This window comes from Nocardia sp. alder85J, assembly GCF_020176955.2.
GTDB lineage: Bacteria > Actinomycetota > Actinomycetes > Mycobacteriales > Mycobacteriaceae > Nocardia.
The window spans coordinates 393,435-412,211 of the sequence record NZ_JAIUCZ020000007.1; the positions used below are offsets into that span (position 1 = coordinate 393,435).

18 protein-coding genes are annotated in these 18,777 nt (G+C 70.4%); 9 read left to right on the top strand and 9 right to left on the bottom strand.

Annotated elements, in window-relative coordinates; genetic code table 11:
- Positions 1-43: 43 nt before the first annotated feature.
- Positions 44-724 carry a hypothetical protein gene (locus LBW94_RS27605; RefSeq protein ID WP_225055019.1) on the top strand — a complete coding sequence of 227 codons (681 nt, stop codon included), beginning with the start codon at positions 44-46 and terminating at the stop codon, positions 722-724.
- 18 nt (positions 725-742) lie between these two features.
- Here LBW94_RS27605 and LBW94_RS27610 read toward each other — a convergent pair whose 3' ends face one another.
- Entirely contained in the window at positions 743-1,297 is a 555-nt protein-coding gene (locus LBW94_RS27610; protein WP_225055021.1) for a hypothetical protein, read from the bottom strand.
- 71 nt (positions 1,298-1,368) lie between these two features.
- Between LBW94_RS27610 and LBW94_RS27615 the strand changes: the two genes are divergently transcribed.
- Complete coding sequence (locus LBW94_RS27615) at positions 1,369-2,538, top strand: class I SAM-dependent methyltransferase (RefSeq protein ID WP_225055023.1); 1,170 nt, start codon at positions 1,369-1,371, stop codon at positions 2,536-2,538.
- A 113-nt stretch (positions 2,539-2,651) separates the two neighbouring features.
- Positions 2,652-3,500 (top strand): Bax inhibitor-1/YccA family membrane protein, encoded by an 849-nt coding sequence (locus LBW94_RS27620; protein ID WP_225055024.1) that lies wholly within the window; start codon positions 2,652-2,654, stop codon positions 3,498-3,500.
- A 108-nt stretch (positions 3,501-3,608) separates the two neighbouring features.
- On the opposite strand, the gene LBW94_RS27625 is transcribed toward LBW94_RS27620, so the two are convergent.
- The 4 genes from LBW94_RS27625 to LBW94_RS27640 all read right to left on the bottom strand — a co-directional run bounded on the left by LBW94_RS27625 (position 3,609) and on the right by LBW94_RS27640 (position 6,798).
- The gene (locus tag LBW94_RS27625; RefSeq protein ID WP_225055026.1) at positions 3,609-3,944 is read right to left on the bottom strand and encodes a DUF1330 domain-containing protein; all 336 of its coding nucleotides are present in this window, start codon (positions 3,942-3,944) and stop codon (positions 3,609-3,611) included.
- A gap of 154 nt (positions 3,945-4,098) precedes the next feature.
- Positions 4,099-5,319: an acetyl-CoA C-acetyltransferase gene (locus LBW94_RS27630; protein WP_225055029.1), complete on the bottom strand. Its 1,221-nt coding sequence runs from the start codon at positions 5,317-5,319 to the stop codon at positions 4,099-4,101.
- A gap of 111 nt (positions 5,320-5,430) precedes the next feature.
- Positions 5,431-6,288, bottom strand: a complete 858-nt coding sequence (locus LBW94_RS27635) for an SGNH/GDSL hydrolase family protein (protein WP_225055031.1) — start codon at positions 6,286-6,288, stop codon at positions 5,431-5,433.
- 219 nt (positions 6,289-6,507) lie between these two features.
- Positions 6,508-6,798, bottom strand: coding sequence for a hypothetical protein (locus LBW94_RS27640; RefSeq protein WP_019929403.1), 291 nt, complete (start codon positions 6,796-6,798; stop codon positions 6,508-6,510).
- Between the two features lie 293 nt (positions 6,799-7,091).
- On the opposite strand from LBW94_RS27640, the gene LBW94_RS27645 reads away from it, so the two are divergent.
- Positions 7,092-9,368, top strand: a complete 2,277-nt coding sequence (locus tag LBW94_RS27645) for a serine/threonine-protein kinase (protein ID WP_225055032.1) — start codon at positions 7,092-7,094, stop codon at positions 9,366-9,368.
- Positions 9,369-9,432: 64 nt separating this feature from the next.
- On the top strand, positions 9,433-10,869 hold the full coding sequence (locus LBW94_RS27650) for a hypothetical protein (protein WP_225055034.1): 1,437 nt from the start codon (positions 9,433-9,435) through the stop codon (positions 10,867-10,869).
- A 3-nt stretch (positions 10,870-10,872) separates the two neighbouring features.
- Here LBW94_RS27650 and LBW94_RS27655 read toward each other — a convergent pair whose 3' ends face one another.
- On the bottom strand, positions 10,873-11,775 hold the full coding sequence (locus tag LBW94_RS27655; RefSeq protein ID WP_225055036.1) for an NADP-dependent oxidoreductase: 903 nt from the start codon (positions 11,773-11,775) through the stop codon (positions 10,873-10,875).
- Between the two features lie 66 nt (positions 11,776-11,841).
- Here LBW94_RS27655 and LBW94_RS27660 point away from each other — a divergent pair, with 66 nt between their 5' ends.
- Together LBW94_RS27660 and LBW94_RS27665 are read left to right on the top strand one after the other, a co-directional pair.
- Positions 11,842-12,300 carry a winged helix-turn-helix transcriptional regulator gene (locus LBW94_RS27660; protein WP_225055038.1) on the top strand — a complete coding sequence of 153 codons (459 nt, stop codon included), beginning with the start codon at positions 11,842-11,844 and terminating at the stop codon, positions 12,298-12,300.
- 150 nt (positions 12,301-12,450) lie between these two features.
- The gene (locus LBW94_RS27665) at positions 12,451-13,683 is read left to right on the top strand and encodes a PucR family transcriptional regulator (protein ID WP_225055040.1); all 1,233 of its coding nucleotides are present in this window, start codon (positions 12,451-12,453) and stop codon (positions 13,681-13,683) included.
- Here the strand turns inward: LBW94_RS27665 and LBW94_RS27670 are convergent.
- Positions 13,626-14,381 carry a TetR/AcrR family transcriptional regulator gene (locus LBW94_RS27670; RefSeq protein ID WP_225055042.1) on the bottom strand — a complete coding sequence of 252 codons (756 nt, stop codon included), beginning with the start codon at positions 14,379-14,381 and terminating at the stop codon, positions 13,626-13,628. The two genes, LBW94_RS27665 and LBW94_RS27670, sit on opposite strands and share 58 nt — an antisense overlap.
- Before the next feature lie 87 nt (positions 14,382-14,468).
- Here LBW94_RS27670 and LBW94_RS27675 point away from each other — a divergent pair, with 87 nt between their 5' ends.
- Together LBW94_RS27675 and LBW94_RS27680 are read left to right on the top strand one after the other, a co-directional pair.
- Positions 14,469-15,113 (top strand): TMEM175 family protein, encoded by a 645-nt coding sequence (locus LBW94_RS27675; RefSeq protein ID WP_225055043.1) that lies wholly within the window; start codon positions 14,469-14,471, stop codon positions 15,111-15,113.
- Between the two features lie 36 nt (positions 15,114-15,149).
- A complete protein-coding gene (locus tag LBW94_RS27680; RefSeq protein WP_225055045.1) occupies positions 15,150-15,755 on the top strand; it encodes a hypothetical protein in 606 nt (201 codons plus the stop codon).
- Here the strand turns inward: LBW94_RS27680 and LBW94_RS27685 are convergent.
- Together LBW94_RS27685 and LBW94_RS27690 are read right to left on the bottom strand one after the other, a co-directional pair.
- On the bottom strand, positions 15,727-17,232 hold the full coding sequence (locus LBW94_RS27685) for an amino acid permease (protein WP_225055046.1): 1,506 nt from the start codon (positions 17,230-17,232) through the stop codon (positions 15,727-15,729). The genes LBW94_RS27680 and LBW94_RS27685 overlap by 29 nt on opposite strands.
- A 103-nt stretch (positions 17,233-17,335) precedes the next feature.
- On the bottom strand, positions 17,336-18,709 hold the full coding sequence (locus LBW94_RS27690) for a purine-cytosine permease family protein (RefSeq protein WP_266272246.1): 1,374 nt from the start codon (positions 18,707-18,709) through the stop codon (positions 17,336-17,338).
- Positions 18,710-18,777 lie beyond the last annotated feature (68 nt).

The following is an 18,777-nucleotide window of genomic DNA, read 5'->3' on the forward strand; positions in this document are numbered from 1 at the left end:
CATACCGCCTCGACAGCCTCGGTTTGCCCTTATCATCGCCGCCGTGAGGATTCCGAAGACCGCTTCCGCTACCGCTCTCGGGGCCCTCGGGGCCGTGGCCACCCTCGCGATGCCCGGTTCCGCGAGCGCCCAGACCGTCGAATTCCCGCAGATCTCGACCCTGTTCTACGGGGGCGCCTGCTGGGGCAGCATCCGGACCTGGGCCGACACCAGCCCCGACTATCCGGGCCGGGCCGTGCTCAACGTGCAGTCGCTGCCGATCCAGGGTGTCGGCCCCGGCGACTACCCGCTGGCGCCGCTGTGCGAGGTGGACACCACGGTGTCCTGGCGCAACACCGGCACCGGCGCCACCGGGGACTATCGGGTCACTGTCGTGTCCGGTATCTACGGCAGCATCCTCTACTCGCTGTTCCAGGACACCGGGCCGGGCCACATCGACGTCACGGTCACCACGAACAATGCCGCCACCCCGGTGCACGGCTCGTTCGACGTCGTCGGCCCGCCCCCGGACGCGCCGAAGCCGGACCCCGCCAAGCCCGCGCCGGTCGACGACAAGTCCGCGAAGCCCGCCCCGAACGACGCACAGGCGGCCGACCGGACCGCCGCCGTCGACGACCGGGCCGGCACCGGCCGGACCTCGCCGGAATCGATCACCCCCGGCGACACGACGGCCGCCGACGAGACCGACGCCGAGCCGGCCGTCTCTCCCCGCGGCACTGTCTAGGCGGCCGAACGGCTCCGGTCAGGCGGTGGTGATGTCCACCACCAGCCGGGCCGGGTCGCCGGTCACGGTGTAGGCGGGCCGGTCGGCCCGCACGCCGATGAAGGATTGGGTGACGCCCTCGTAGACCTGGGTGCCGTACACCCCGGCGATGCCGGGCACGGCGGGGTCGGTCACCGGATCCGGGCCGTCGTATTCGGCGGCCAGGCTGTCCCAGGGATAAGCCGAGCCGAGGATCCGCACCTCGAGGATCGACGTACCGGCCACCTCCACCGGCGTTCCGCTACCGTCCTGCAACGGCTGTCCGACGTACCGCACCTGCCAGCCGGGCGCACCGGTGCCGCCGAGTTCGTAGACCACCCGGTCGATGCCGGGCAGATGTTCCAGATGCACACCGGTCACCGTCAGCCGGGCATCACGGGAGGCGAGGGCATCGTCGGCGGATCGCGGCACGGCGGCCGCCGGAGTCGGCGACGTCGTGCCGGCCGGGGCCGGAGCCGGATGGTTCGAGGGCGTCGAGCAACCCGCCAGCAGCGCGATACCCGCGGCGATCGTGAATGCCAGCCTGTTACGCATGGGGCAGATGGTAGGCGTGCGACTGCTGGGGTCGGGGTGACGACACGGCAACGGTCTAGCACACTGTAGGGGTGCTGGAAGTCGACGACGTGCTGAGCCGCCTGCGGCGCTACCCCGATGTGGAGGCGGTGAACCTGTACGCCGTCGACGCCGCCGACCGGCTGATTCTCGATGTGGCCGCCGAGGCCCTGGCCGCCACCGGCCGCGGCCGGGTCGCGATCGTCGACGATGGCTACGGCGCGCTCACGCTGGGCGCCGTCGCCGCGCACGATCTGCGCGACGTGCGGGTGCACCAGGATCTGCTCACCGGGGAACTGGCGCTGGCGAACAATGCCCGCGCGGTCGGACTGGCCGACCGCTATTCCGTGCACGTTCTCGGCGCGGAGCTGCTGGCCGGGGCCGAGGTGGTGCTGCTGCGGCTGCCGCGGGCGCTGGCCGGGCTGGCCGAGATCGCCGACGCGGTGGCCCGCTACGCCGCCCCGGGCGTGACGGTGTTCGCCGGCGCCCGCGACAAGTACCTCACCCCGGCCATGAACGAGGTGCTCGCCGAATCCTTCACCTCGGTGCGGGCCAGCCGGGGCCGGCAGAAGTCCCGCATCCTGCTGGCCCGGGAACCCCGCGTGCTCGGCGACCCACCGTATCCGGTGCGGCGGCAACTCGACGAGATCGAGCTCGAGGTGGTCGCGCACGGCGCGGCGTTCTCCGGCTCGAAACTCGACATCGGCACCCGCTTCCTGCTGGAACACCTGCGCCGGATGAAACCCGACGCCCGCGACGCCGTCGATCTCGGGTGCGGGACCGGCATCCTGGCCGTGTCGCTGGCCAAGGCCCGTCCGCACGTCACGGTGGTCGGCACCGATCAGTCCGCAGCGGCGGTGGCCTCCGCCCGGGCCACCGCCGCCGCCAACGCCGTGGCCGACCGGGTGCGGGTGCTGCGCGACGACGCGATGACCGGCCTCGCCGACCGCAGCACCGATCTGGTGCTCTGCAATCCCCCCTTCCATGTCGGCGCGGCCGTGCACACCGGGGCGGCGATCAAGATGTTCGGCCAGGCCGGGCGGGTGCTGCGACCCGGCGGCGAACTGTGGACGGTGTACAACACCCACCTCAACTACCGCGGCGTCATGCAGCGACTGGTCGGCCGGACCGAGGTGGTCGCCCGAAACGCCAAGTTCACCGTTACCCGATCGGTACGCGGCCTGCACGACCTGCCCCCGGAGCCCGGCAACCCGGACGCATAGCCCGATTTGTCTGATTTTTTCCGGATTTCAGGAACTTGCCTCGGCCGCCGGACGTTGGATACTCAGAACGACCACGACAGAGTGGCTCGCGACTTCCGGAAGGGCACGAGACGGTGCGCACGACTAGCAACCCAGTCTTCAGAAACTTGCCGCAGCAGCGGCAGGGTGGTGGATACGCCGGGTTCGGTCCGGCCGATGCCGGCCAATTCGGCGGACAGCAGGCGTCGTACGGCAACCAGCCGTATCAGACGGCGCCGGCGACGCGGCCGATGACCATCGACGACGTCGTCACCAAGACCGGCATCAGCCTCGGCGTGGTCACCGTCGCGGCGATCATCTCCTACTCGGTGACCTCCGCGAACCACGGCCTGGCGGGCCTGTTCGCGCTGGCCGGGCTGATCGCCTTCGGCATGACCTTCGTCACCATGTTCTCGCCGCGGCTGCAGACCAGCCCGGCGTTCGTGCTGACCTTCGCCGCGTTCGAGGGCCTGTTCCTGGGCGCGGTGTCGTTCCTGCTGGCGAACGTCCGCTTCGGCGGGCACGGCGGGGTCGGCGGGTCCGGCATGATCGCGCAGGCGGTGCTCGGCACCTTCGGCGTGTTCTTCGGCATGCTCGTCGTCTACAAGACGGGTGCGATCCGGGTCACCCCGCGGTTCACCCGGATCATGGTCGGCGCGCTGATCGGCGTGCTGGTGCTGGCCCTGGGCAACGCGGTCGCCGCGATCTTCACCCCCGGCGGTTTCGGCCTGCGCGACGGCGGCCCGATCGCCATCGTGTTCAGCCTGGTGGTGATCGCCATCGCCGCGTTCAGCTTCCTGCTCGACTTCGACGCCGCCGACGGCCTCATCCGCGCCGGTGCCCCGGAGCGGGCGGCCTGGCAGGTGGCCTTCGGCCTGACCGTCACCCTGGTCTGGCTGTACCTGGAGATCCTGCGCCTGCTGAGCTATCTACAGAACGATTGATCGTGCGGGCCGCGGTGATGCGGCCCCCTGAGCACACGACGGCCGGTTCCCACCACGGTGGGGACCGGCCGTCGCGCATCGAGCCGGAGCCCGGGGCGGGGTGGCCCGTCAGTGCGGCGCGGCGGCGCCGAGCACGTCGGTGGCGGCGTGTCCGTCCCCGCAGTAGTCCGCGAGGGTCGCGATCCCGTCGGCGTTGCCGGTACGCAGCGGCAGGATCGCCTGATAGTCGGCCGACCGATACCACCCCTGCGCCGCCGCGTAGTCCGGGAACTCGATCACGATCGGCACCGCGTCCCGCGGGCCCTCGGCGACGAACTGCCGACCGCCGTGCACGATGAACCGCCCGCCGAACGGCGCCAGCGTCGCGTCGATGCGCTCGAGATATTCGGCGATCTGGGCATTGGCGTCGACGTTGTACAGATGGGCTACCGCGTATCCGGGCATCTCGGGCTCCTGTCGGGTATCACGTTGGTGCCCTCGATGTTTCCGCAGCGCACGGCCGGAAGCGATTACCCGCCGGGTAATGCCGCGACCCCGGACATGCGACCGCCCGGGTCACGCGGCGACAGTGGCCTCGTGACCCGGGCGGATCGCCGGATCAGCTGAGGCGTTCGATGATCATCGCCATGCCCTGGCCACCGCCGACGCACATGGTCTCGAGACCGAACTGCTTGTCGTGGGTCTGCAAGTTGTTGATCAGGGTGGCGGAGATGCGGGCGCCGGTCATGCCGAACGGGTGGCCCAGCGCGATCGCGCCGCCGGAGACGTTGAGCTTGTCCTCGTCCATGCCGAGTTCGCGGGCCGAGCCGAGCACCTGTACCGCGAACGCCTCGTTGATCTCGTAGAGGTCGATGTCGCCGATGGTCTTGCCGGCCAGCGCCAGCGCGTTGCGCACGGCCTGGATCGGGCCCAGGCCCATGATCTCCGGCGACAGGCCGGACACGCCGGTGGACACGATCCGCGCCAGCGGGGTCAGGCCCAGTTCCTTCGCCTTGGTGTCGCTCATGATCACCAGGGCGGCGGCGCCGTCGTTGAGCGGGCAGGCGTTACCGGCGGTGACCGTGCCGTCGGGGCGGAACACCGGCTTGAGCTGCGAGATCTTCTCGTAGGTGGTACCCGGCCGCGGGCCGTCGTCGGTGGACACGACGCTGCCGTCGGGCAGCGTGACCGGGGTGATCTCACGCTCGAAGAAGCCGGACTTGATGGCCTCCTCGGCGCGCTGCTGCGAGCGCACGCCCCACTCGTCCTGGTCGTGGCGGGAGATGCCGGTCAGCTGGGCGACGTTCTCGGCGGTCTGGCCCATGGCGATGTAGATGTCGGGCAGTTCGTCGTTCTCGCGCGGGTCGGTCCAGTCCGCGGAACCGGCCTGCGAGCGCTTCGCGGTGCGGGCCTCGGCCTCGGCGAAGCCGATGTTGTGGGTGTCGGGCCAGCCGTCGGAGGTGCCCTTCGGGAACTGCGACACCGTCTCCACACCCGCGGAGATGAATACGTTGCCCTCGCCGGCCTTGATGGCGTGGAAGGCCATCCGGGTGGTCTGCAACGAGGAGGCGCAGTAGCGGTTGACCGTGGTACCCGGCAGGTAGTCGTAGCCGAGCTTGGTGGCGACCACCTTCGCCATGTTGAACCCGGCGGTCCCGGCGGGCTGGCCGGAGCCCAGGTGCAGGTCGTCGATGTCGGCGGCGGCCAGGCTCGGCACCTTGTCCAGGGCCGCGCGCACCATCTGGGTGACCAGGTCGTCCGGGCGGATGCTCACCAGGGAGCCCTTGGCGGCCCGGCCGATGGGTGAACGAGCGAAGGAAACGATGACGGCCTCGGGCATGAGGACTCCTTTGTCGTGACGACTAACCGAACGTTGTTCGGTAAAACGGTTCCACACCGAATGTACGTCGCCCGGTTTCGCGACGCACCACCGGAGGGGGCGGGATTCCGCTCAGTGGACAGCCGGGTGCGCCCGGACCCGGTCCGATGCCGCCAACTCGGCCAACACCGCAGGTAGAAGGTGTGCGGCCGCCAATTCGTAGCCCGCTGCGGAGGGATGGAAACCGTCGGCGGAGAACAGCACGGCGGGCTGGATGCGGAAATCGCGGCCCAGCAGTCCGCCCAGCGCCACCGCCCGGCCACCGGCCGCCTGGGTGGCCGCGGCCTGCGTCCGGGCCAGCCGCGCGCTCCAACTGTGCACCACGGTCCGCAGCGGCTGCGGAAATGCCGCGACCGTCCCGAGATCCGGGCAGGTGCCGACCACCACCACGCTGTCGGCGGCACGCAACCGGGCCACCGCCAGCCGCAGCCGCCGCGCCGACTGCCACACCGAATGCTTCTTCGAGATGTCGTTGGCGCCGACCAGGATCACCGCGACGTCCGGCGGCCGACCGGCCACGAACATCGCGTCCACCTGACCCGCCAGACCCTTCGAGGTGGCGCCCGAGATCGCCTTGGTACTCAACCGGATACGCAGCCCGGTCACCTCCGCCAGCCCACGGGCCAGCCGCACCCCCGGCACCTCCTCGGCCGACGCGCAGCCCACCCCCGCCGCGGTGGAGTCACCGAAGACCATCAGATGCAGGTCGACGCCGGTACCGGCGCGCCACGGCTCCGGCGCGGCGCAGCCCGCAGTGTAGACGCCGTCGGCCTCGGGCGGGCGGACGATCCCGTGGCCGATCACGTCCCGGGCCATCGCGGCCTGCGACATCAACAGCCGGTAGGTGGCCCACCACGCGGTGCCCGCACCCGATCCGGCGGCCAGTGTCGCCGCACTCGCCATCGTGACGGTGCGCCAGCTTCGCGTCATCAGCTACCTCCCGGGAACCGGATCTCCCCGCTACCTCGCATTCTTCTGGATACATGGTGCCGGAAGTTTCCGTCCGCGGCACCATCGCACCAGCGCCACCACCGGGGAGTTCCGGCCACCGGCGGTGCGAGGGTATCGGCGTGACCCGGATACCGGGACACCGGCGGCGGCCGTGCGGAATGATCCGACGGCCGACCGGACAGTGGTCCCGCGCCGGGATCAGCTACCGATGACGGCGTTCATGATGGTGCCGGCGCTGGTGGCGACACCGCCGCCGATCATCGCCCCCGCCACCATCTTCGGCGATTCCAGGCCGCCGCCGCTCCACTTCTCCCAGGCGAACTTGCCACCGCCGTAGGTGATGGCGCTCACCCCGGACAGCAGGACGAACCAGGTGAAGTAGCGGACGAGCTTCATAAGCTTTTCGGCCGCCGGCGGGGTCTCCGGTGTCGGGTTGCCGACCTGGGCCAGCACGGTGGTGTACATGTCGTGCGCTGCGGCGAGAACCATGCTCACAGTCGTTGTCCTCTCGGATGCCGATGTGCTGCTGCGATGAAGCGGTGCGCCCGCGAGTGCCGCGGGCGGTCGGAGCATGCTGGTAGAACTCGACGTTCGAGCCTCATTGAACCGTAAGCCGGGCGGTTGCCGCAGCCGGACACACCAAATCGAGCCCTGCCCGCGTCGCAAACGCGTGGCCGATCGTTCGATCGAATACTTATGGTTTGTTTACGCGGGGTTCTGGCAGTATCTGCGGTACGGGTGGGGGTCGGTTCCCATACCGGAATCTTTCGGTGAGACAGGGAATGACAAGGTGTGAGCAGCCGGGCTGCCCCGGCATCGTCGAGGACGGTTACTGCACGGTCTGCGGGCTGGCTCCGGCCCCCGCGGCGAGTTCGGTGCCGGCCGCGTCCGTATCGTCGTCCCGCGCCGCGGGGACCTCGTCGTCCCGCGCCGCGGGCTCCTCCGCGCTGTCGCAGACGGTGGCGGGCTCGGTGTCGAGCAACCGCACCGGCGGCACCGGAACCAGCCGGGGGCGGCGGGGTTCCAGCCGGTCCCGGCCCTCGCGCAGCGGACGGTCCGATCGCGGCCGGCTCGGCGCCGGACTGGTCACCATCGCCCCGGTGCCCTACCGGGACCCGGCGACGGCGATCATGACCGACCCGCAGGTGCCCGAACGGGATCGGTATTGCAGCAGTTGCGGCAAGTCCGTCGGCCGCGCCCACGACGGCAGGCCCGGCCGGGCGGAGGGCTTCTGCCCGCACTGCGGCACCGGATTCTCCTTCACCCCGAAACTCGGCCCGGGTGAGCTGGTCGCCGGTCAGTACGAGGTGCTGGGCTGCCTGGCCCACGGCGGTCTGGGCTGGATCTACCTCGCCCGCGACCGCAACGTCAGCGACCGCTGGGTAGTGCTCAAGGGCCTGCTCGACTCCGGCGACGCCGACGCGATGACCGCCGCGGCCGCCGAGCGGCAGTTCCTGGCCGGTGTCGAACATCCCAACATCGTCAAGATCTACAACTTCGTCCAGCATCCCGACCCGCGCACCCGGGAACCGGTCGGGTACATCGTGATGGAGTACGTCGGCGGCGCCTCGCTGAAGGAACTGCGCTCGCGGCGCAGCGCCGAGGGCCCGCTGCAACCGCTGCCGCCGGCCCAGGGCCTGGCCTACGTGCTGGAGATCCTGCCCGCGCTGGGCTATCTGCACTCACGGGATCTGCTCTACTGTGATTTCAAGCCGGACAACGTGATCCAGTCCGAGGAACAGCTCAAGCTGATCGATCTGGGCGCGGTGCGGCACCGGGAGGATCTCGACAGCGTCGGTTTCAAGACCGACGGTTACTGTGCCCCCGAACTGGAGTCCGAGGGCGCGTCGGTCGAATCCGACCTCTACACCGTCGGCCGGACGCTGGCGGTGCTGACCTTCAATTTCGACTACCGCAACGGCTACCGGCACGACCTGCCGCCGACCGCGGATGTGCCGGTGCTGCAACGCTATCCGTCGCTGGATCGATTGCTGCGCCGGGCCACCGCGGCCGATCCCGCCGACCGGTTCGGCACCGCGGCGGAGATGGCCGAACAGCTCACCGGCGTGCTGCGGGAGGTGGTGGCGGCCGAAGCGGGCGAACCACATCCGGCGCTGTCGACGCTGTTCGGGCCCGAGCGCGGAGTGTTCGGCGCGGACTCGGCGGACTGGCCGGCGCCGCCGGCCCCGGTCGCGGTGGCGCACGCGCTGCCGATACCGCTGGTCGACCCGGCCGATCCGGCCGCGCGCTGGCTGTCCAGTGTCGGCGGCGGCGATCCGCGTCGGCTGGTCGCCCTGCTGGAGGCGCCGCCGATCCCGTCCTACGAGGTGGGGCTGGCGCTGGCCCGGGCCCGCATCGCCGTCGGTGATGCGCGGGCCGCGGCCACCGGGCTCGACGAGCTGGAGGAGCACGAGAGCGCCGACTGGCGGATCGGCTGGTATCGCGGCCTGGCCGCCCTGACCGCCGGCGAGATCGGCACGGCCCGCGAGGTTTTCGACACCCTCTACGATCTGCTGCCCGGCGAGGCCGCGGCGAAGCTGGCGCTGGCGGCCGCGGCCGAATGCGACGGCGATCCGGCCGCGGCGGCCGCGCTCTACGAGCCGGTGTGGCGCACCGACCACGGTTATCCGGGTGCCGCCTTCGGCCTGGCCCGGACCCTGCTGGCCCGCAACGACTTCGACGGCGCCATCGCGGCGGCGGAGTCGGTGCCGGAGAGCTCCAGCCAGTATCTGGCGGCGCGGCTGGCAGCGGTGCGCGTCCGGGTGCGAGAGGCATCCGAGGGGTATCTGGTCGCCGCGGGCGAGTTGCTGATCGGACTCGACCTCGATCCGGAACGCAAGGCGCACTTCGGCATCGAGGTGCTGGACGCGGCCCATCGGCTGGTCCGGCGCGGCGCGGCGGCCGGGGGCCGGGTGCTCGGCTGCGCGCTGGACGACCGCGCGCTGCGGGCGGCGCTGGAACAGCGCTACCGGGATCTGGCCCGGCTGGCGCCGGATCCACTGTCCCGCCGCGACATGATCAACCGCGCCAACGCCGTTCGCCCGCTCAGCTGGGTGTGAGCGGGCCGCGCACTGATCGGCCGGCCACTCGGCGGGCCGAACTCGAGTCTCTCGGAGGGGAATCATGGTGACTGCCGAGGCAACTCGCCCGGTCACGGTGCGAACGCTGGCCGACGCCGCGTGGGCGCGGGTGCCGCAGCGCTCGGACCGCCCGGCCTGGATCCGGCTGCTGGCCGCGCTCGTGGTGCTGGCGGCGCTCGCCACCGCCGTGGTGGAGGCGGTGGACGCCACCGGAATCCGGGCCAGCATCGATCTGCTCGGCCACCACACCGCCCCGAATGTGGCGGCGACGGAGGATCTTTCGGTGGCCTTCGCCGACATGGACGCGCAACTGGCCGATCTGTTGCTGGCCGGCGGCGCGAACCGGGCCGCGGTCGCCGATACGCGCAGGACCTACGAGCAGCGCCGCAGCCAGGCCGACGGCGATCTGCGGCAGGCGATCTCGGCGACCGGCTCCGAAGTCTCCCACGGCCTGCTCGACCAGCTGGGCCAGTACGAGGCGCTGGCCGCGCAGATCATGCTGCTCAACGACACCGAGCAGAATCCGGCGGGCCGGCCGTCGGGCCGGATCCTCGTCCTGCAACGGCAGGCCACGGATCTGATGGCGCGGATGCAGCTGGACACCCAGCGGCTGGCCAACGACAACAAGACCGCGCTGGACAGCGCGTACACCGCCACCCGCCGCGACACCACCGACGCCCGGGTCCAGCTGATGCTGCTCGGCGCGGTGCTGCTGGGCGCCCTGATCGCGTTGCAGGTGCTGCTGCGGGTGACCATGCGCCGCCGGCTCAATCCCGCGCTGCTGGCCGCGACGGCGGTGGCCGCGGCGCTGGTGGGCGGCAGCCTGATCGCCGGCGCCGACGCCGCCCATCAACTGAAGGTGGCGAAACAGGACGCCTTCGAATCGCTACTGACCCTGCAACGGGCCCGGGCCTACGGCTACGACTCCAATGCCGACGAGAGCCGCTGGCTGCTGGACCCGCAGCGGGCCGCGACCTACGAACAGGGCTTCCTGGACCAGTCGCAATGGCTGCTGAACGTGCACGTGAAATCGGTGTTCGACTACGACGACGCGCTGCGCGCCGCGCTGACGGCCTACCGCCGCAACAACTCCGACGTCCGGTTCACCGGATTCTTCGCCGACGAACTGGGCAACATCACCTTCCCGGGGGAACGGAACGCGGTGGACGCCATGCTGCTCGCCTTCCAGGCCTATCAGCGCGACGATCGGTCGATGCGCGCCCTGGCCGCCGAGGATCTCGGCACCGCGATCTCGTTCGACACCAGCGCCGATCCGGGCCAGTCCGACGGCGACTTCGCCTTCTACGACGACAGTCTGAACAAGGTCGTCGCGATCAACCAGCGGGCCTTCGACGCCGCCGTCACCGACGGCATCGACACCCTGTCGGGCTGGAACCGGCTGCTGCCCTACAGCGCGCTGGCGTTGATCGCGGTGCTGGTGTTCCTGGGTGTGCGGCCGCGGCTGGCCGAATACCGTTGAGGCTCAATCGGTCCAGGGGGTCAGCACGATCTTGCCGCGGACCCGGCCGGATTCGCTGAGTTCGTGTGCGAGCGCGACCTCGGCCAGTGACATCACCCGCTCGACCCGGACCTGCACTCGGCCCGCGGCGGCCAGCGCGCCGATCTCGGCCAGGTCCGTGCCCGAGGGTGACACGTACAGCCGGTGGTAGCGCGGGTCGCCGTCGGTGTCCTCGCCCTGCGCGTCGACGTACCGGCCGTCGGCGCGCAGCACCCGCAGCGACCGCGCGGCGTAGTCCCCGCCGATCAGGTCCAGCACCACATCCACGTCCCGGACCACCTCGGTGAAATCGACCGCGCTGTAGTCGATCACCTCGTCGGCGCCGAGTTCCCGGAGGAATTCGTGATTGGCGGCCCGCGCGGTGCCGATCACGTACGCGCCGCGCAGCTTCGCGAACTGCACCGCCAGATGGCCGACCCCACCGGCTGCGGCGTGGATCAGAACACGTTGTCCCGCACGCAGATCCGCCACCGCCTGCCAGGCGGTGAGCCCGGCGGTGGGCAGCGCCGCGGCCCGGACGTGGTCGAGGGCGGCGGGCTTGGCGGCCACCGCCGCGACGGGGGCGGTCACGTATTCGGCATAGCCGCCGCGGCGGCTGAGCACCAGCGCGAAGACCTCGTCGCCGACGGCGAATCCGGTGACGTCCGCACCGGTGTCCACGACGGTGCCGGACACGTCGAGGCCGAGGGTGAACGGCGGCGGTCCCAGCCGGGTGACCGCGCCCGAGCGCAGCTTCCAGTCGGCCGGATTCACCGCGGTCGCGGCGATCCGGATCAGCACCTCACCGGGCGCCGGGACCGGTATCGGCAGGTCGGCGGTCTCCAGCACATCCGGTCCGCCCACGGTGTTCTGTGTGATTGCTCGCATGACACCGATTCTGGGAGCTGTGGTATCTCTTGGAAAGAAGGCACTAATTCCATACCGAGGTACCCGATGGAAACCACCCACTTGCCGGACACCGATCCCGCCCCCGACCGTGACGCCCTGGACAGCTGGGCCGATTCCGCCGATCTGGTCGGCGCCTACCTGCGCCGCTGCCCGGCCCGCGACATCCTGGCCGTGCTGGCCGACAAGTGGGTGCTGCTGGTGCTGGGCACGCTGCGGGCCGAGGCCGGCCCGGTGCGGTTCAACGAGTTGCGCCGGCGGCTGGACGGCATCACCCAGAAGATGCTCACCCAGACCCTGCGCACCCTGGAGCGCGACGGCCTGGTCCGCCGGGCGGTGTATCCCACGGTGCCGCCGCGGGTGGAGTACACCCTGACCGAACTCGGCGCCGATCTGGGCAAGCTCACCCATGCGTTGGGTACCTGGTCGCTACTGCACCTGGACGAGATCCACACCGCCCGTGAGCAGTTCGACGAACGTCTCGCGACCGCACCGCAACCACTGTGAGCCCCAGCCTGATCCGACCGGTTGGCACGTAAAATTGAGCGCGACTGTCACATTCAGGACCAACTATTGCTTTCGCACCCACATGGAAGCTACAGTTTCGTATCAATAGGAACGCCAGAGTTCCTAGAAGCAGTGATCGCGGGGCCCTGCATGACCGGACGCACACGCCACGATATTCACGCTCTGTCGCGGCAACTTGTCGGCCACTTCGCCACCCACCTGGCGCCGTGCGCCACCCTTCCCGGCGATGCGACACACGGTGACATCACCGCGGTCACCCGGATCTGCCTGGAGATCACCGTCGACATGATGTCCGGCGGCGAACCCGACGGCAAGGTGGAGCGGCTGCAACGCGCCGCCGCGGAATGGGCGCGCGAGGGCATCCCGATCGACACGGTGCACCACGCCGTGCACGAGGGCTTCACCCTGGCCTTCGATCTGCTACTGGCACAGACGGATCCGCGCGAGCGGCCCTCCGACACCGCCCGGCTGATGCTGCGCATCATCGACACCATCACCCCCGCTGTCGCGGTCGCCTACGTCCGCGAACATCAGGCCGCCGCGGCCGAGCACCACACCGCCGTGCACACCCTGGTGTCGGCGCTGCTGGCCGGTCACCCCACCTCGACCATGGCCCGGGTGGCCGGTATCGAGATCGCTGCGTCGTATCTCGTGGTGGCCATGAGCATTCCGGCGCACCGCGACGAATCGCATCCCCGGGTCGACGCCAAAGTCGTTGCCCGGCGCAAACTTCGGCGGTTGCAGTCGGAACTGGCCGAGCGTTGCGGGGGCCGGGCACTGTCGCTGCTGTCGGTCGACGGCGGCACCGTGCTGATCCCGCGCGAGTCCGGCGGCACGACCGACGACCTCGAGTCGGCCCCGGGCGAACTCGACCCGCTGATCGCGCGGCTCTCGCACGCCGCCGGGGTTTCCGTCACCGCCACCGTGATACCCGCTGCCGCCGAACGGATTCCGGAGGCGGCCGATCAGGCGCACGAACTGCTCGACACGGTACTGCGGCTGGGCCGCCCGCCCGGGATCTACCGGCTCGCGGACCTGGTCCTGGAGTACCAGGTGACCCGCCCGGGACCCGGCCTGGACCGGCTCGGCACGCTGCTGGACCCACTCGACGACTATCCGGATCTGATGGACACACTGCGCTGCCATCTCGACAACGGGCTGTCCCGGCAGCGCACCGCGCGGCAATTGCACGTGCACGCCAACACCGTCGACTACCGGCTCAAGCGCATCAACGAGCTGACCGGGCTGGACCCCAGCCGTGACACCGGCCTCTGGTACCTGCGCGCGGCCCTGATCGCCCGCACCTACCGCGACCGCTCGGGATCGCCCGCACTGCGTTCCGGCGGCTTACCGGGGGCCTGAGGGTCCGCGACGGCCGCGCGCTCGCCGGGGCGGGTGATCACCCGGTCGTGCGCGCGATCGCAGAGCGCCAGCGCGGTCCGGGTGAACAGCGCGCTGAGGTCGGGCAGATGTTCGGCTCCCCGCTCGTGCAGGCAGGCCCGGATGCGATCGTCGATTCCGCCGAGCAGCATGTCGATCAGCTGCGGATCGGGTGTGGACAGCAGATCGCCGCCGTCCACCCCGCACCGGGCGATGTCCAGCATGAACTCGGCGAACAGACGGTGCACCCGGGCCCGGTGCGCAACCAGCGGGCCACCGGCCACCAGAGTTTCCACATACAGCGCACGGGCGGCGGCCGGTTCCGCGGCCAGCGTGGTCAGGTAGACGTCGAAGGCCAGTTGCACCCGCTCCGCGAAACTCATCTCGCCCGCGGCCGCGACCACCTCCCGCAGCGCTCGCAACCCGGTCTCCACACCGAAATCGTATGCCGCGGCGAAACATTCGTCCTTGCCGCTGAACAGCGCATAGAAGGTGCGGCGGGCCACCTGGGCGCGGCTGACGATGTCGGCCACGGTGGTGGCGGCATAGCCGAGCTCGCCCACGGCGACCAGCGCCGCGGTGCACAACCGGTGATGTTGCGAGGACCGGACCTCGTCCCGGCTGAGCCGATGGCGGCCGCGCGGTAGCGGGCCCGGCGGCTCGTCGGACTGTGGACTCATGCCGCAAGAATATGAGCCTCGGGGCCGTTCGGCTTCCCAGCCGCTACCGGGCTGGCCGAACGCGAGCACATTGCCCACACTCGACGCATGGACCGTAGCCGCACCGAGGCGTTCAGCGACGGCGTATTCGCCGTCGCCATCACGCTGCTCGTGCTGAATCTGCATGCGCCCGACGGAGATCTACGCGAGGGCCTGACCCACATGTGGCCGTCGTATCTGGCCTACGTGGTGAGTTTCCTGAACATCGGCATCATGTGGATGAACCACCACGCCATGTTCCGGCACGTGGTCCGGGTGGACCGGGGGTTGCAGCTGGCGAATCTGCTGTTGCTCCTGGTGATCGTCGCGGTGCCGTTCCCCACCGATTTGCTCGGCCGCCAACTCGCGCACGAACTGCGCGGCGGCGACACCGCCACGGTCACCTTCGTCTACAGCCTGGTGATGATCGCGATGGCCGCCGGATTCAGCCTGGTCTGGTGGTACGCGGTGCTGCGGCCGGGCGTTCTCGACACCCGGCTCGGCCGGGAAGAGTTGCGCAAAGCCAACATTCGATTCAGCGTAGGCGCCGTCGGATATCTCGCCGGCACCGCGCTGGCGCTGTGGGAACCGCTGTCGGCGCTGATCCTGTTCGGCCTGCTCTCGCTGTACTACGCCTTCGAACATCTGCCCGCACCCCGCGGCGACCGGCTGCCGACCGGCGACACACCATCGAATTTCCCGGCCCGATCCTGACCGAATTCGTTTGCCACGAGGTAGCCTTGCGGACCGATGGCCACTATCGGGCAGTTGAGGGCAGCGCTGGCGGTCCTGCGCGCCGAGGTCGACGATGTCGCACACCAGGTGTCGGAGCGAGAGACCTCCGGCGCCGACAGCGCGGGCGTGCAGCATGCCATGCTGGCGGGCCTGCTCTACCGGCTGATCGGCGCGGATCTGCGGCGCACCCTGACGGCCGCGCCGGACCTGGCCAGTTTCGAGCACCGCGCCCGCGCCGCCACCCCCAGCACCATCGCGATGCGTGACGAAGATCTCTACGACCAAGCGCATTTCGAGGCCTACTGGCTCACCGACCGGATCGCCGAGTTGCATTCCGAGGCCGCGCAGGCACCGCCGCTGGCCGCCGCGGCCCACACCGCCGAGGCCACCCGCGCTCTGCTGCGCATCCAGCGCGATCTGGCGCAGGGCTCCGGGGCCGTCGGCCATCCCGCGTGGGAATCCGTGCTGACCCAGCTCGATCGTGCCCGCGCACTGGCCCGCGCCGCGCATGCGGCCGCCGAGACCACCCCGCAGGAACGCATCGTCACCGGTCCGCAGGAGCACATCGTCACCGGTCCGCAGGAGCACATCGTCACCGGTGCGACGGACGCGCCGTCCTGAGCTCCCGCGCGCCCAGCTGCGAATGCCGCAGGCCGTAGCCGAAATACGCCACCAGGCCCACCGCCATCCAGATCACGAACCGCAACCAGGTCTCGATCGACAGGTTCAGCATCAGCCACAGGCAGGCCAGCACCGCGAGGATCGGGATCAGCGGCACCCAGGGCACCCGGAATCCGCGCGGCAGATCGGGCCGGGTGCGCCGCAGCACCACCACCCCGAGCGACACCAGCATGAAGGCGAACAACGTGCCGATGTTCACCATCTCCGCCAGGGTGCCGAAATCGACGAATCCGGCCAGCACCGCGCACACCACACCGACGATCGCGGTGATCCGCACCGGCGTGCCGCGCGGGCCGGTATGGGCCAGCCGGCGCGGGATCAGACCGTCGCGGGCCATCGCGAACATCACCCGGGTCTGGCCCAGGAACAGCACCATCACCACCGTCGTCAGCCCGGCCAGCGCGCCGACGGAGATGACGTTCTTCGCCCAGTCGGCCCCGTGCCGGGCGAACGCGGTGGCGAGGGTGGCGTCCTCGCCGGACAGTTCGGTGTAGGGGACCATGCCGGTCAGCACCAGCGACACCGCGACATACAGGACGGTCACGATGGCCAGCGAGCCGAGGATGCCGCGCGGCACGTCGCGCTGCGGGTCGCGGGTCTCCTCCGCGGTGGTGGCGACCACGTCGAAGCCGATGAACGCGAAGAACACCATGCTCGCCGCGGCCAGCAGCCCGTACCAGCCGAAAGTGCTGTTGCCCGCGCCGGTCAGCCACGAGAACAGCGACTGCCGCAGTCCGCCGCCGTGGTCGCCCGGCTGCGAGGGCGGGATGTAGGGCGACAGATTCGAGCCCGAGAAGTACCGCAGCCCCACGATCACCACCATGGCGATGATCGCCAGCTTGATCGCCACCGCCACCGCAGACACCCGCGACGACAGTTTGGTGCCCAGCGCCAGCAGCACCCCCAGCACCACGACCAGCAGCACCGCTCCCCAGTCGAAGGACACCGGCCCCAGATGCACGAGGGGACTACGGGTTCCCATCACCTCGCCCAGGTACTGCGACCAGCCCTTCGCGACCACCGAGGTACCCAGCGCGAATTCGAGCAGCAGATCCCAGCCGATGATCCAGGCCACGATCTCACCGAAGGTGGCGTACGAGAAGGTGTAGGCGCTGCCCGCCACCGGCAGGGTCGAGGCGAATTCGGCGTAGCACAGCGCACTGAGCGCACAGGCGACCGCGGCCAGCACGAAGGCCAGCGACACCGACGGCCCGGCCACCGTCCCGGCGGTGCGCGCGGTGAGGGTGAAGATGCCCGCGCCGACCACCACCGCGACGCCGAAGATCGTCAGATCCCAGGCGGACAGCTCCCGGCGGAGTTTCGCGTCCGGGTCGTCGGTGTCCCGGATCGACTGCTCGACGGATTTGACGCGGAAGATCCCGCGCCGCCGCGCGTTCCCTGACCCCGGATCGGTCATTCGGCCTCCTCCGTAGACGGAAAGCACCGCGTCTCGAACCCGCTGTCAGGCGAATCTAGCAGCCGTCACACCGCATGCGGGGCCGCCGCGGATCGCGGTTCGGTCATACCCCGGCCACGGGCGGATCATGCGGACGACGCCGTTCGAACAGCACGATGACCCAGGTGAACAGGGCCGCGGTCAGGAACGACAGCAGCGACGCCGACGACCACCAGCCCGGATGCACCCCGAGGGCATCCTGCGCCCGCCCCCACCAGCGCGCCCAGCCGTCCACCGAACCGGGATTGCAGAGCTGGTAGACCACGAATCCGAGCAGCCACGGCAGCAACATCAGCGGACGCGCCGGGGCGCGCTCGGACAGATCCCAGCCGTGCCCGCCGGGGCCGCCACGGCCGCGGCCCAGGAAGAAGTCCACCACCAGCACCGCGGCCAGCGGTACGAACACCGAGCCGATCAGCAGCAGGAAGTTGGCGAATCCGGTGAAATCGTGCACCCCCAGCGCGAGCACCGTCGCCAGCACACCCACCCCGGCGGCCAGCAGCCGGCGATCCACCCGCGGCAGCAGATTCTGGATCGACATCGCCGTGGAGTACACGTTGGCGAACGACTGATCCGATTCACGCAGTACCAGCACCGCGAAGAACAACCAGCCGGCGCCGACGCCGAGGAAGGTGTCGAAGATCCGGTCACCGTCGCCGCCCACCTGGATCAGCGCGATGATGCCGAGCAGATAGCACCAGCTCTGCGCGATCGAGAAGCCGAGCAGGGTGGCCCCCGAGGCGGCCGCGGCGGAACGGGCGTGCCGGGTGTAGTCGGCGGCCAGCGGGACGAACGAGACCGCCACCGCCAGCGCGGTGTCCACGCCGGGGAAGAAACCGCTCCACGAGGTGTCCGGTACCGCGGGCAGCGGCCGGTGCAGCAGTTGCACCGTGAAATACAGCATCGCCACGGCCACCGCGACGGTGACGTACTTGCGCAGGATGCGCAGCATCCGCAGCGGCCAGATCGCCATCACCGTGCACAGCGTCCCGGCCGCGACGATCACCGCCGCGTGCGGGAGCCGATGATGGGTCAGCGCCTGCACGCCGCCGGCGATCACCGTCAGTTCGTACACACCCCAGCCGACGCACTGCACGATGTTGGCCACGGTCGGCAGATACGACAGCCGGGTGCCGAACAGTCCGCGGAAGTTCGCCATCGCGGGGGCGCCGGTCCGTTCGCCGACCGCACCGGCCGCGGCCACCATGGCCGCGCCGATCACCGTGCCGACCACGGTCGCCAGCAGTGCGCCGAGCAGTGGCAGTTGCGGATGGCCGGTCGGGTGCAGGACGTAGAGCGCCCCGGTGAAACCGATCAGGGTGACCCCGAGATTGGCCCAGAAGGCGGTCTGATCGCCGAAGGACAGGCTGCGGGGCGGCCGGGTGGTCAGGGTGAGGGGCGCTTCGGCGGCCGAGCGCTCGCCGCGGGTCATCGTCATAGCGGCTGTCATGCTATTGGCTCCCGGGTCACGGTCCACCCGGCGGGGCCCGGTGCCAACCCGTCCGG

Excerpts from the sequence above, each read along its gene's own strand:
- LBW94_RS27610 (WP_225055021.1), bottom strand. The coding sequence starts at position 1,297 with ATGCGTAACAGGCTGGCATTCACGATCGCCGCGGGTATCGCGCTGCTG.
- LBW94_RS27625 (WP_225055026.1), bottom strand. The coding sequence starts at position 3,944 with ATGCCCGGATACGCGGTAGCCCATCTGTACAACGTCGACGCCAATGCC.
- LBW94_RS27630 (WP_225055029.1), bottom strand. The coding sequence starts at position 5,319 with ATGCCCGAGGCCGTCATCGTTTCCTTCGCTCGTTCACCCATCGGCCGG.
- LBW94_RS27635 (WP_225055031.1), bottom strand. The coding sequence starts at position 6,288 with ATGACGCGAAGCTGGCGCACCGTCACGATGGCGAGTGCGGCGACACTG.
- LBW94_RS27640 (WP_019929403.1), bottom strand. The coding sequence starts at position 6,798 with ATGGTTCTCGCCGCAGCGCACGACATGTACACCACCGTGCTGGCCCAG.
- LBW94_RS27645 (WP_225055032.1), top strand. The coding sequence starts at position 7,092 with ATGACAAGGTGTGAGCAGCCGGGCTGCCCCGGCATCGTCGAGGACGGT.
- LBW94_RS27650 (WP_225055034.1), top strand. The coding sequence starts at position 9,433 with ATGGTGACTGCCGAGGCAACTCGCCCGGTCACGGTGCGAACGCTGGCC.
- LBW94_RS27655 (WP_225055036.1), bottom strand. The coding sequence starts at position 11,775 with ATGCGAGCAATCACACAGAACACCGTGGGCGGACCGGATGTGCTGGAG.
- LBW94_RS27660 (WP_225055038.1), top strand. The coding sequence starts at position 11,842 with ATGGAAACCACCCACTTGCCGGACACCGATCCCGCCCCCGACCGTGAC.
- LBW94_RS27665 (WP_225055040.1), top strand. The coding sequence starts at position 12,451 with ATGACCGGACGCACACGCCACGATATTCACGCTCTGTCGCGGCAACTT.
- LBW94_RS27670 (WP_225055042.1), bottom strand. The coding sequence starts at position 14,381 with ATGAGTCCACAGTCCGACGAGCCGCCGGGCCCGCTACCGCGCGGCCGC.
- LBW94_RS27675 (WP_225055043.1), top strand. The coding sequence starts at position 14,469 with ATGGACCGTAGCCGCACCGAGGCGTTCAGCGACGGCGTATTCGCCGTC.
- LBW94_RS27680 (WP_225055045.1), top strand. The coding sequence starts at position 15,150 with ATGGCCACTATCGGGCAGTTGAGGGCAGCGCTGGCGGTCCTGCGCGCC.
- LBW94_RS27685 (WP_225055046.1), bottom strand. The coding sequence starts at position 17,232 with ATGACCGATCCGGGGTCAGGGAACGCGCGGCGGCGCGGGATCTTCCGC.
- LBW94_RS27690 (WP_266272246.1), bottom strand. The coding sequence starts at position 18,709 with ATGACGATGACCCGCGGCGAGCGCTCGGCCGCCGAAGCGCCCCTCACC.